The organism is Streptomyces sp. NPDC050528 (assembly GCF_044457795.1).
In the GTDB taxonomy this organism is placed as follows: domain Bacteria; phylum Actinomycetota; class Actinomycetes; order Streptomycetales; family Streptomycetaceae; genus Streptomyces.
Map to the genome: position 1 here is coordinate 354,375 of NZ_JBITHH010000005.1, position 12,438 is coordinate 366,812.

The 12,438-nt window shown below is 71.3% G+C and carries 11 protein-coding genes; 8 read left to right on the forward strand and 3 right to left on the reverse strand.

What is annotated here, in order from left to right; translation table 11 throughout:
* Window positions 1-3 precede the first annotated feature (3 nt).
* The 4 genes from ACIBK4_RS19840 (at window position 4) to ACIBK4_RS19855 (ending at window position 5,899) form a co-directional block, all read left to right on the forward strand.
* Window positions 4-1,197, forward strand: a complete 1,194-nt coding sequence (locus tag ACIBK4_RS19840; protein WP_398996055.1) for a flavin-containing monooxygenase — start codon at window positions 4-6, stop codon at window positions 1,195-1,197.
* Between the two features lie 137 nt (window positions 1,198-1,334).
* Complete coding sequence (locus tag ACIBK4_RS19845) at window positions 1,335-3,560, forward strand: acetate--CoA ligase family protein (protein ID WP_398996056.1); 2,226 nt, start codon at window positions 1,335-1,337, stop codon at window positions 3,558-3,560.
* Window positions 3,557-4,372: an enoyl-CoA hydratase/isomerase family protein gene (locus ACIBK4_RS19850; protein ID WP_398996057.1), complete on the forward strand. Its 816-nt coding sequence runs from the start codon at window positions 3,557-3,559 to the stop codon at window positions 4,370-4,372. The genes ACIBK4_RS19845 and ACIBK4_RS19850 overlap by 4 nt, the downstream gene beginning before the upstream one ends.
* A 36-nt stretch (window positions 4,373-4,408) precedes the next feature.
* Window positions 4,409-5,899, forward strand: a complete 1,491-nt coding sequence (locus ACIBK4_RS19855) for an oxidoreductase (protein ID WP_398996058.1) — start codon at window positions 4,409-4,411, stop codon at window positions 5,897-5,899.
* Between the two features lie 51 nt (window positions 5,900-5,950).
* Here ACIBK4_RS19855 and ACIBK4_RS19860 read toward each other — a convergent pair whose 3' ends face one another.
* A complete protein-coding gene (locus tag ACIBK4_RS19860) occupies window positions 5,951-6,265 on the reverse strand; it encodes an HAD family acid phosphatase (protein ID WP_398996059.1) in 315 nt (104 codons plus the stop codon).
* Window positions 6,266-6,797: 532 nt separating this feature from the next.
* Between ACIBK4_RS19860 and ACIBK4_RS19865 the strand changes: the two genes are divergently transcribed.
* The 3 genes from ACIBK4_RS19865 to ACIBK4_RS19875 all read left to right on the forward strand — a co-directional run bounded on the left by ACIBK4_RS19865 (window position 6,798) and on the right by ACIBK4_RS19875 (window position 8,529).
* Window positions 6,798-7,406: a flavin reductase family protein gene (locus ACIBK4_RS19865; protein ID WP_398996060.1), complete on the forward strand. Its 609-nt coding sequence runs from the start codon at window positions 6,798-6,800 to the stop codon at window positions 7,404-7,406.
* Window positions 7,407-7,555: 149 nt separating this feature from the next.
* Entirely contained in the window at window positions 7,556-8,092 is a 537-nt protein-coding gene (locus tag ACIBK4_RS19870) for a VOC family protein (protein ID WP_398996061.1), read from the forward strand.
* Between the two features lie 143 nt (window positions 8,093-8,235).
* Window positions 8,236-8,529, forward strand: a complete 294-nt coding sequence (locus ACIBK4_RS19875) for an SCO0607 family lipoprotein (protein WP_398996062.1) — start codon at window positions 8,236-8,238, stop codon at window positions 8,527-8,529.
* 3 nt (window positions 8,530-8,532) lie between these two features.
* On the opposite strand, the gene ACIBK4_RS19880 is transcribed toward ACIBK4_RS19875, so the two are convergent.
* Complete coding sequence (locus tag ACIBK4_RS19880) at window positions 8,533-9,882, reverse strand: MFS transporter (RefSeq protein WP_398996063.1); 1,350 nt, start codon at window positions 9,880-9,882, stop codon at window positions 8,533-8,535.
* 72 nt (window positions 9,883-9,954) lie between these two features.
* On the opposite strand from ACIBK4_RS19880, the gene ACIBK4_RS19885 reads away from it, so the two are divergent.
* Complete coding sequence (locus tag ACIBK4_RS19885; protein ID WP_398996064.1) at window positions 9,955-11,040, forward strand: GlxA family transcriptional regulator; 1,086 nt, start codon at window positions 9,955-9,957, stop codon at window positions 11,038-11,040.
* A 23-nt stretch (window positions 11,041-11,063) separates the two neighbouring features.
* On the opposite strand, the gene ACIBK4_RS19890 is transcribed toward ACIBK4_RS19885, so the two are convergent.
* Window positions 11,064-12,341: an MFS transporter gene (locus ACIBK4_RS19890; protein ID WP_398996065.1), complete on the reverse strand. Its 1,278-nt coding sequence runs from the start codon at window positions 12,339-12,341 to the stop codon at window positions 11,064-11,066.
* Window positions 12,342-12,438 lie beyond the last annotated feature (97 nt).

A 12,438-nucleotide genomic window follows, 5' to 3' on the forward strand; every position in this document is an offset into this window, starting at 1 on the left:
CTCATGGCCGACTCCACAGCGTCCGCGCAGCCCGCGGTGCAGAACCACGCAGACCGTCCCGTGTACGTCATCGGCGGCGGCCCCGGCGGTCTCGCCGCCGCGTACGCGCTGCGCGCGCAGGGCATCCGTGCCGTCGTACTGGAGAAGTCGGACCGGGTCGGAGCGTCCTGGCGGGGGCACTACGACCGCCTCCACCTGCACACCACCCGGCGGCTGTCGGGCCTGCCGGGGCTCACGATGCCGCGCCGGTTCGGGCGCTGGGTCTCGCGGGACGACGTGGTGCGCTATCTGGAGAAGTACGCCGAGGTCCACGAGCTGGAGATCGTCACCGGCGTCGAGGTCTCCCGCGTCGAACGCTCGGCCGACGGCACCGGCTGGCTGCTGCACGCGACCGGCGGCCGCGAGCTGACCGGCCGCGCGGTCGTCATCGCGACCGGCACCAACCACACCCCCCGCATCCCCGACTGGCCCGGCCGCGACACCTACACCGGCGACCTCCTGCACGCCGCCGCCTACCGCAACGCCCAGCCCTACGCCGGCCAGGACGTCCTCGTCGTCGGCATCGGCAACACGGGCGCGGAGATCGCGGTCGACCTGGTGGAGGGCGGGGCGTCCCGCGTCCGCCTCTCCGTCCGCACGACCCCGCACATCGTCCGCCGCTCGACCGCGGGCTGGGCGGCCCAGTACACGGGCGTTCTCGTACGACGGCTGCCGGTCGGCGTCGTCGACCGGCTCGCGGGGCCGATGGCCAAGCTCAGCGTGCCTGACCTGTCGGCGCAGGGGCTGCCGCGCCCCGACACCGGGCTGTACAGCCGGGTCAAGGAGGGGTCGATCCCGGTCCAGGACGTCGGGCTCATCGACGCCGTGCGCAAGGGGCGGGTCGAGATCGTGCCGGCCGTGGAGAGCTTCGAGGACGGCAAGGTGGTCCTCGCCGGCGGCGACCGCATCGGCCCGGACGCCGTGATCGCGGCCACGGGATACGACCGCTCCCTGGAGCAACTCGTCGGCCACCTCGGCGTGTTGGACACCCGCGGCAAGCCGGTCGTGAACGGGGCCCGCACCCCGAAGGACGCGCCCGGCCTCTACTTCACCGGCTTCACCAACCCCATCAGCGGCATGTTCCGCGAGCTGGCCATCGACGCGGAGAAGATCGCGAAGACGGTCGCCAAGGCCGTGCGGAAGGGCCAAGTCGCCTAGGGGTGCACAGGGATTCGACTCCGCGATCCGGGTCATCTGCGTTCTTTGCGTGCACGACAGTTCCTGACACTGTGTCAGTTCAGTAATCTGACAGTGCGTCAGTTGATTATGCCGTCACACAGGAGCGGGGCGGACCGATGCTTGGATCAACCCACGGCACCCTCACCACCGACTCCCGCCGGGCCCGGGTCATCGCCTGCGGTGAGCAACCCGGCCCCGCCGTCCACGGCAGGCCCGCCGACGTCGACGATCTCGACGTCAGTGGGCGGCCGTTGTACGCGGGCGTACCCGACCTGGACCGTTTCTTCCGCCCCGAGTCGGTCGCCGTGATCGGCGCCTCGGACGCGGAGGGCCGCCCGAACACGGGCATCACCCGCCAACTCATGGCCTGGGCAGGGCGAGTCGGGGCCCGTCTCCATCCGGTCCATCCCACCCGTACGACGGTCTTCGGCGCCCCCTGCTTCCCGTCCATCGGCGACCTGCCCGAACAGGTAGACCTGGCCGTGGTGTTGGTGGCGAACCCGATCCCCGTGATCGAGCAACTCGCCGAGGCGAAGGTGAAGTTCGCGGTCGCCTTCGCGTCCGGGTTCGCGGAGACGGGCGAGGAGGGCGCGCTGGCACAGGCCCAACTGGCCGCCGCCGTAGGCCGATCCGGACTCCGTCTCCTCGGTCCGAACACCAACCTCAACGCCTTCGAGAACTTCCGCGAGGACCTGGACGGCCCCGCGATCGCGCTGATCACCCAGTCCGGCCACCAGGGCCGCCCGGTCTTCGCCCTCCAGGAACTCGGCATCCGCCTCTCCCACTGGGCCCCCACCGGCAACGAGGCCGACCTGGAGACGGCCGACTTCATCTCCTACTTCGCCGAGCGCCCCGAAGTCGGCGCCATCGCCTGCTACATCGAGGGCCTCAAGGACGGCCGCTCCTTCCTCCTGGCCGCCGACCGCGCCGCCCGCCGCAAGGTCCCGGTGGTCGCGGTGAAGGTCGGCCGCACCGAGACCGGCGCCCGCACGGCCGCCTCCCACACCGGCAAACTCACCGGCGCGGACACGGTGGTGGACGCGGCGATGCGCCAGTACGGCGTGATCCGCGTCGACGGCCTCGACGAACTCCAGGACACGGCGGCCCTGTTGGCGCGGGCGAAGCCTCCGGTGGCCGAGGGGGTCGTCGTCTACTCGATCTCCGGCGGCACGGGCGCCCACTTCGCCGACCTGGCGAGCGAGGCGGGACTGCGGCTGCCCGAGCTGTCGACGGCCAAGCAGGCGGAACTCCACGAGTGGATACCGCCGTACCTGAGCGTGGCGAACCCGGTGGACAACGGCGGTCACCCGGTGGGTGATTGGCGTGGCCGGAAGATCATCGACGCGATCCTCGACGACCCGGAGGTGGGGGTGCTGGTCTGCCCGATCACGGGTCCGTTCCCCCCGCTGAGCGACAAGCTGGTGGAGGACCTGGTGGCCGCGGCGGAGGAGACCGACAAACTGGTCTGCGTGGTGTGGGGCTCACCGGTGGGCACCGAACCGGCGTACCGCGAGCGCCTGTTGGGTTCGTCTCGGGTGGCCACCTTCCGCACGGTCGGCAACTGCATCACCGCCCTCCACGCCTACTTCTCGCACCACCGCTTCGTCCACGCCTACCGCTCCCCCTTCGACGAGGCCCCCCGCACCGTCTCCCCCTCCTTCCGCAAGGCCGAGGCCCTGATGCGCCCGGGCCAGCAGCTGAGCGAGCACGCTGCGAAACAGCTCCTGCGGGCGTACGGAATCCGGGTCCCCCGCGAGCAGTTGGTGACCAGCGCGGCGGCGGCCGTACGGGCGGCGGGGCTGGTGGGCTACCCGGTGGTGATGAAGGCGTCCGGCGCGCAGATCGCGCACAAGACGGAACTCGGCCTGGTGAAGGTGGGCCTGACATCGGCGAGCCAAGTCCGGGACGCGTACCGGGAGTTGACGGACATCGCGAGGTACGAGGACGTGACCCTCGATGGTGTCCTCGTCTGCCAGATGGTCGAGCGGGGCGTCGAGATGGTCGTCGGCGTCACGCAGGACGAGCTGTTCGGGCCGACGGTGACGGTCGGGCTCGGCGGAGTGCTGGTGGAGGTCCTGCGGGACGTGGCCGTACGCGTGCCGCCGTTCGGGGAGGAGGCGGCGCGGGACATGCTCGGCGAATTGCGCGGGCGGCCATTGCTGGACGGGGTACGGGGTCGGCCACCGGCTGACCTGGACGCCCTGGTGGAGGTGATCCTCCGGGTGCAGCGCATGGCGCTCGAACTGGGCGATGTGCTCTCGGAGTTGGACATCAACCCGCTGATGGTGCTGCCTCGGGGACAGGGCGCGGTGGCGTTGGACGCGTTGGCGGTGTGCCGGTGACCGATCCGACGGCTGATCCGACAGCTGAGGTCACGCACACGATCGCGGGCGGCGTCGCGTACCTCACCCTCAACCGGCCCGAGGCGCTGAACGCGATCACTCCGGCTCAACGGGACCGCCTGATAGGGCTGTTGGCGGATGCGTCGGCGAACCGGGAGGTACGGGCGGTGGTCCTCACCGGCACCGGGCGCGGCTTCTGCGCGGGCGCGGACCTGCGGGGCGGCGGAGCTTCGGCCGGTGACGAACGGGTGGCCGGTGACGTGGCCCGGGTGATCCGCCTGGGCGCGCAACGCCTGATCGCCGCCGTCCTGGACTGCGAGAAACCGGTGATCGCGGCGGTGAACGGCACGGCGGCGGGGCTGGGCGCACACTTGGCCCTGGCCTGCGATCTGGTGCTGGCCGCGGAATCAGCGAAGTTCATCGAGGTGTTCGTCCGCCGCGGCCTGGTCCCGGACGGCGGCGGCGCGTATCTCCTCCCGCGCCTGATCGGTCCACAGCGGGCGAAGGAGCTGATGTTCTTCGGCGACGCGGTGAGCGCGGCGGACGCGGAACGGCTCGGCCTCGTCAACAGGGTCGTACCGGATGGGGAGTTGGAGAAGACGGCCCGCGACTGGGCGGAACGCCTCGCCGCCGGTCCGACCCGCGCGCTCGCCCTCACCAAGCAGCTCGTCAACGCGTCCCTGGACAGCGACCGTACGACCGCGTTCGCGGCGGAGGCGGCGGCGCAGGAGATCAACATGACGACGGAGGACGCGCGGGAGGGCGTGGCGAGTTTCGTGGAGCGGCGGAGTCCGGAGTACCGGGGGCGCTGACGGGCTCTCCCGGCCCGCACTCTCTACGCTGTGTCGATGCTGCCGTACGAAGAAATGACCTCGCCCGAGCGGGAGTTGTGGGACGCCTTCCCCGAGGGTCGTCAGGTGGATCTGCGCGCGGGTACGCCGAGCGAGGACGATCCGGCCGACGGGGCGGGGTGGGGGCCCGAGCGCACGCTTCGCGCGGCCGTCGTGACGGCTCTGGCGCGGGGAGCGAACGCGGCGCCGCCGGGGGCGGCCGCCGCTCTGCGGATCGTCGGCGCGCGGATCACCGGTCATCTCGATCTGGCCGGTGCGGACATCGGGCACCTGCTGCGCTTCGACGGCTGCTGGTTCGAGGAGGCACCGAGCTTCTACGGAGCCGCCACACGGACGATCGGGATCGTCGACTGCCAAGTGCCGGGCCTCGACGCGACGTTGGCCGCCATAGAGGGCTCCCTCACGTTGGAGCGTTCGGTTCTTCGCGGCACGCTGTCGCTCATGCGAGCGCGTATAGCGGGCGAACTGCAGCTGGGCGGGGCGCAGTTGTCGGCCTCGAACGGCTGGGCGCTGTTCGCCGGCGGCCTGGTCATGGAAGGCGGGTTCTTCTGCCGCAGAGGCTTCGTCGCGCACGGGGGGATACGGCTGCTGGGAGCCCAACTGCCCGGCGGCCTGTTCATGGAGGGAGCCCGGCTGGAGAATCCCGACGGCCCGGCGCTCCTCGCGGACAACGCCGTGGCGCAGACCCTGGTCTTCTCCGAGGGGTTCACGGCCGAGGGGACCGTACGGCTGCGCGGCGCGCAGGTAGCGGATCAACTCACCTTCGACGGCGCCCACTTGAACGGGGAAGGCGTGTCCCTGGACTGCACAAGGATGCAGGCGGGAGATCTCCGCTTCACTCCCGCCGCACCACCCCCCGGAGCAGTGGATCTGCGCGGAGCCCACGTTGCGGTGCTGCACGACGACGAGAGCAGTTGGCCGGGCGTCGTGCGGCTCCAAGGGTTCGGCTATGCCTCCCTCCAGTCCGAGGAGGACGGGCCGCGAGGCTCCGACGTGACGCGTCGCGTCGCGTGGATCCGACGCGAGCCCGGCTACGCCCCGCAGCCCTACGAGCAGTTGGCGAGCTGGTACCGGCAGGTCGGCCACGAGGACGATGCCCGCAAGGTCCTGCTCGCCAAGCAGCGTCACCGCCGCAGCACTCTGCACCCGGTCGGCCGGGTGTGGGGGCATCTGCTCGATGCCCTCGTCGGCTACGGCTACCGCCCCTGGCTGGCCGGAGTGTGGATCATGGCGCTGGCCGCCCTCGGCATGGTCGTCTTCGGCGGCCAGTCGCCGAAACCGGCCCAGCCCGGTCAGGGCCCACCGTTCAACGCCCTCGTCTACACCCTCGACCTGCTGATCCCCATCGGCGGCCTCGGCCAGCGCACCGCCTGGTACTGGCCGGAGGGAAGCCCCGCGCAATGGCTCTCCTACGCGCTGATCGCGGCGGGCTGGCTGCTCACGACCGCCGTGGTCGCGGGCGTGAGCCGGTCACTGAACAAGAACTGACATCGCCGTCCGCCGACGCGGACACCGTGGGTGTCGGTCGTGCGACGCCGGTCAGTCCAACAGGCCGTCGTAGTCCGGGAGTTTGTACGTCGTGTCGGCGTAACCGCCCGACAGGTCGGTCGTGTTGTTGCCGATGTTGGCGATGATGTCGTAGCCGTTCGCCTCGATCGCCTTGCGCTGGGAGGTCTTGAAGTCGGCGATCGACTCCGTGAGGAGCTGGGCGACCGTGCGGGCGTAGAGGCCGTCGACCGTGTAACCGACCGACGTCAGGTTGGACTTGGTGACCGCGTTGAAGAGGTTGCTGCGGGCGCTGACGAAGAACGCGCTGATGCCCTTGGCGTGCGCGTCCTGCGCGAGGGCGAGCACCGGCGGGGTGGCCGGGGGGCGTGATGCCGCCCTCGAAGTAGGTCTCCAGCGAGGTGTTGTCGATGTCGAGCACGATCGCCTGCTTGGCACCGGAGGTGTTGGCCGCGGCACGGGAGTCGATGTAGGTCTGCGCGGGACCGGTGACGGCGGCGACGTCGGTCAGCCACTGGGACTCGGTCACGGTCGAGTCGGCGGCCTGCGCGGGCAGGGCGGCGGCGAGCGTCAGGGCGAGGCCGGCGACGGCGGCCACGGCTCCGCCGCGTGCGGTGAGACGGTTCATCGTGTGGGTGCTCCTCAAGTCACGGCTGCCATCGGTGACATACCGGTGGCGGTCGTTCCGCAACACTGCCGGGGGTGGGCGTGCGGCGGGTGACCCGGAGGGGTCCGTGGGGCGACGTAACCCCCATGTTCTGACCGGCAGTCTGTGAATTGGCCCAGCACAGAGGCGATTTCGGCCGGTCCGTGATACCGGATGCCGACAGGCCCGTACCCCTTCCTATCTGATGCACCGTCAGCTTCAATGGGTGCTGTGATGGGACACGCAGGGGCGGCCGCGGCCGCCGTCCGGTACCTCAGGTCGGCCGGAAGCGCTCCGGCCGCGCAGCCTGTCGAGGCGCTGCCGCGGCCGGAGCTTCGGTGCGTCACGGACGACGAGCGGGCACCGGTCGACCAGGGTCAATTCCGGCGCGTCCTGGGCACGTTCGCGACCGGCGTGACGGTGATCACCGCCCCCGCGGCCGAGGGCGAACCCGGTCCCGCCGGCTTCGCCTGCCAGTCCTTCTCCGCCCTCTCCCTCGACCCGCCCCTCGTCGTCTTCATGGTCGGCCGTACGTCCACGACCTGGCCGCGCATCGCCCGCGCCGGCGTCTTCTGCGTCAACGTACTCGCCGCCCACCAGGGCGAGTTGTGCCGCGGCTTCGCGATCAGCGGCAGGGACAAGTTCGCGGGCGTTCCCTACGACGCGTCCCCCGTCTCCGGGTCCCCGCGCCTCACCGACGCCGCGGCCTGGATCGACTGCACGATCCACGCGGTGCACACCGGGGGCGACCATCTGATCGTGGTGGGACGGGTGGACGGGCTGGGGGTGGCGGGCGAGGGGGATGCGGCTCCGCTGCTGTTCCACCGGGGCCGCTTCCTCTGACTGTCAGGATCGGCATCGGCATCGGCATCGGCATCGGTTTCGGCGTCGGCGTCGGCGTCGGCATCGGCATGCCTCAGTAGGACAGGAACTGTCCTACCCCTCCCCTATCGTCACGCCCGACACCCGGCAGCGACGAAGGGAATCCGACCATGTCCCACCCCACCAACTCCGCCCCGGACGGCTACACCACCGTCGCCCCCTGGGTCGTCACCGACGACACCGGAGCCTTCCTCGACTTCGTCGCCGCGGTGTTCGGCGGGACGGAACTCGGGCGGGTGGTGACCGAGGGCGGGGCGATCGGTCACGGTGAGATCCGGGTCGGCGACACGGTCGTCCTGGCCTTCGACCGAGCCGCCGACTGGCCCGTCATGCCGAGCCTGCTGCGCGTGTTCGTGCCGGACGCGGACCAGGCGTTCGCCCGGGCCGTCGACGCCGGCAGCCGCATCGTCACACCCCTGGCGAACGACGCCTTCGGGCAGCGCGGCGGCCGGATCAAGGATCCCTTCGGCAACATCTGGTGGGTGGTCGCCCACGTCGAGGACGTCCCCGAGGACGAGATGTGGCAGCGGCTGCGGCAACCCGAGTACGCCGAGGTCATGCGCGTCGCCCAGGAGACGTTCGACGCCGAACTCAGCGGCCGGGGACACGGCCGCAGCAGCGCGCCCGTGCGGACGACGACCGGCTGACGGGGCAACCCGGGCTTGAGTCCCCCTGAGTAACCCGTGCCCCGATTCTGAGCCTCCGTACTCATGAAGGTCCGCCCCTCCTCCGACAGCCTTGCTCTCAGACCGATTCGAACAGTCGAGCATCCGACCGGGGGACCCCAACCATGAGCAAGCGCACGCGAGTCGCCGTTCTCACGTCCGTCCTGATATCCGCCGCCGGGCTGCTGTCCGCCTGCTCGTTCTCCACGGCGGACGCCATGTGCGGCGGGGGCGAGTACCCGGTCCTGGCCGTGGGCAGCACCGCGGGCGGCGCCTGCGTGAAGAACGGCGACAACCCGCCGAGCGGCTACGCCCGGTACCCGAAGGGGAAGGTGCCGCAGCACGTCGACGACAAGTGGGACACGTACTGGCAGACCCACACCGTGGACGCGAAGGGCAACATCACCGCCGCCCCGTAGCCGTCACGCCACCGCGACCGCACCCGCACCCGTCCGCACGACCGGCCGCCGCCGGATCACCAGCGCCATCAGCGCCGCCACCGCGCACAACGCCCCCGCCACGTACCAGACCATGTCGTACGACCCGAACGCGTCCCGTGCCACCCCGCCCAGGAAGGCGACGAGCGCCGCGCCGATCTGGTGGGAGGCGAGGACCCAGCCGAAGACGATCGCGCTGTCCTCGCCGTACTGCTCGCGGCACAGGGCGAGGGTCGGAGGGACCGTGGCGACCCAGTCGAGGCCGTAGAAGACGATGAAGAAGAGCATGGGCGGGTGGACGGTGGGGGCCAGCAGCATGGGGAGGAACAGGAGCGAGATGCCGCGCAGGGCGTAGTACACGGCGAGCAGGCGGCGCGGCTCGAAGCGGTCGGTGAACCAGCCGGAGGCGATCGTGCCGACCACGTCGAAGACGCCGATCACCGCGAGCAGCGAGGCCGCCGCCGTGATGGGCATGCCGTGGTCGTGGGCGGCGGGCACGAAGTGGGTCTGGATCAGACCGTTCGTGGAGGCACCGCAGATCGCGAAGGTACCGGCCAGCAGCCAGAAGGGGCCCGTGCGGACCGCCTTGAACAGCACCGATACCGTACGGCGTGCCGCACCCGTCACCGGTTCCGGCTTCGGCACGAACTCGCTCGCGCCGTACGGCTTCGCGCCCACGTCCGCCGGGTGGTCCCGCAGCAGCAGCCACACGAAGGGCACCACCGCGAGCGCCGCGAGGGACACGGTGACGGCGGCGGGACGCCAGCTGTGCTTCTCGACTATCCAGGACAGCAGCGGCAGGAAGATGAGCTGCCCCGACGCCGAAGCGGCCGTGAGGATGCCGGTGACCAGGCCCTTGCGCGCGGTGAACCAGCGGTTGGTGACCGTCGCCGCGAACGCGAGCGCCATCGAACCGCTCCCCAGCCCGACCAACAGGCCCCAGCAGAGCAGCAGTTGCCACGGCGCCGTCATCCACACCGTCAGCCCGGACCCGAGCGCGATCACGGTCAACGCGACCGCGACCACACGCCGGATCCCGAACCGGTCCATGAGCGCCGCCGCGAAGGGCGCCGTCAGCCCGTAGAGCGCGAGATTGATGGAGGCCGCAGCCCCGATCGTCCCGCGCGACCACCCGAACTCCTGGTGCAGCGGATCGATCAGCAACCCGGGCAGCGAACGGAACGCCGCCGCCCCAATGATCGTCACGAACGTGACGGCGGCGACGAACCACGCACGGTTGATCCGAGTACGGCTACGGCCGCTACGGCCACTGGGCGCGGGGCCGGGCTCCTCGGCGGTGCCGGGACCGGGCGTGGCATCGGTTGTCTGCGTCACGTCAATGAGCTTCCGGCATCCCACCCGTCCCGATCCACTGGCCCGAAGGACAGCATTCGCTAGGATTGGGCCATGAGCCGAGAGTCCGAGCCGGAGTTCCGCCCCCACCGCGTCGTCGTCCTGGCCCTCGACGGCCTCCTCCCCTTCGAGCTGGGCATCCCGCACCGCATCTTCGGCCGCCCCAGGGACACCGAGGGGCGGCTGCTGTACGAGGTCGTCACCTGCTCGGTCCGCCCGCCCGGCCCCGTCGACACCGACGCCGACTTCGCCGTCGACGTCCCGAACGGCCCGGAGGCCCTGGCCACCGCCGACACGGTGATCGTCCCGGCGTCGTACGAACTCGGCCCCGTCTTCGAGGAGGGCGTCCTCACCCCCGAGCTCACCGCCGCCCTCGCCCACATCCGCCCCGGCACCCGCCTCGCCTCCATCTGCACCGGCGTCTACGTCCTCGCCGCCGCCGGCCTCCTCGACGGCCGCCCCGCCACCACGCACTGGGCCGACGCCGAACGCTTCCAGGAACTGTTCCCGCAGATCGAAGTCGACGCCGACGTCCTGTTCATCGACGACGGCGACGTCCTCACCTCCGCCGGTGTCGCCGCCGGCATCGACCTGTGCCTGCACATGGTCCGCCGCGACCACGGCACCGCCGTCGCCAACGACGTCGCCCGCCGCACGGTCGTACCGCCCCACCGCGACGGCGGCCAGGCCCAGTACATCCACCGCCCGGTCCCTGACCCCCAGGTGGCGACCACGACCGCCGCCCGCGCCTGGGCCCTGGGCCGCCTCCACGAACCCATCCAACTCCGGGACATGGCCGAGCAGGAGGCGATGTCCGTGCGCACTTTCACCCGCCGCTTCCGCGAGGAGGTCGGCGTCAGCCCCGGCCAGTGGCTCACCCAGCAACGCGTCGAACGAGCCCGCCACCTCCTCGAATCCACCGACCTCTCCATGGACCAGGTCGCCACGGACGCCGGCTTCGGCACGGCCCAGTCGATGCGCCAGCACCTCCAGACGGCCCTGGGCGTCACCCCGACCGGCTACCGCCGCACCTTCCGCACGGGAGGAGCAACGGCGGCAACAGGGGCCACCGGCAGCTCCGAACCCGACCGCGCCACCGCCAACTCCGACCACCACGGCACGGTCGGCGCCCTCAACTGACCTGGCGCCACAGCCCACTTGGCTCACTTGGCTGACTTGGCACCCTCTGCAACCACTCCAGCTCCAACACCCCCTAGTTCTACGGCGCCCCCACCACTCCCCTCGCCACTCCCCTCCGCACCCTCGCCCCGTCTCGCCCGCCGCACCTCGCCCCACCACCCCACGCCAGTCATCGCCACGGTCAGGCACACCCCCGCCAAAATCGCCGTAGAAGGCGCCGCCACCCTCAACAACGCACCGGCCAACGACCCCGTCGCCGCATACCCCGCCCCCGCCGCCGCGTACATGACCGAATACCCCGCAGCCAACGCACGCGGCGGCAACACCTCCCGCAGGGACAGGTTCCGGGTGAGCATCGCCCCCGACTGGAGCGTGCCGCCCATGACCAGCGCGACCGCGATCCCCGCCATGGCCGGTATCACCGCGGCCAGCGCCACACACACCGAGGTGCCGAGCATCAGCACCAGACTCCGGGTGCGCAACAGCCCCGGCCAACCACGCAAGCCGTAGACGAACGCGCCCAGCCCACCACCCACCGCCATCCCGGTCAGCAGCGGGCCGGACCAACCGACGCCGATGCCCCGCTGTTCGAGGAGGGCCGGGAGGACGAGCTCCGACAGCCCGAGCAGGGCGAGGCTGGCCGCGCCCACGACGTACACCGGCCACGCCCCGACCAGCACCCGGAGCAACGGAGGCCCCTCCCCGCCGTCCACGCCCTCCGCACCGCCCGCGCCCCATCTCGCCGGCAGCAGCCACAACCCCGCGACCGACCACGCCATCAACCCGGCGGCAAGCAGCAACGGAACCCGTGGCGCAACACCGAGCGCCAGCCCCGCCACCGCCGCCGGAGACACCGCCCACACGCCCGCCGTCAATATCGACTCGACGGACAACGCCTGCGCCACGGACCGCGCCGGCACCAACTCGCTGAGCAGCGTGCGCAGTCCACCGGTCGCGGCGGACGGCGCGCCCCCGGCGACGAACGCGAACCCGGCGAGCACGGCAGGATGCGCCCCCGGAAACACCCCGAGCCCCAGAAACCCGACCGTCCCGACCGCGAGCCCGACAGCCAACTGAACCCGAGCCCGCTCAGGCCGCAACCGCATCCCCAGTACCGGCGCACCGCCGATCTCCCCCAGGACATAGGCCGCCGCGAGGATCGCGCCCAGCGAGTAGCCGCCAGGCCGCTCGCGCACCAGGAAGACCAGGGCAAGCGGCGCCATGGCGACCGGCATCCGGGCACCGATGGCAGTGCAGGCCCAGGTCAGGACCTGTCGGGAGACGACATCGCGGTAAGTCATGCCGAAACGCTAAGGCCAGGGACCGACAACGCCCCGCGATTTTCCCCCGCCTGTGGATAACTCCAGCCACCCACTGAGCCCATCCGCTCAACAGGGC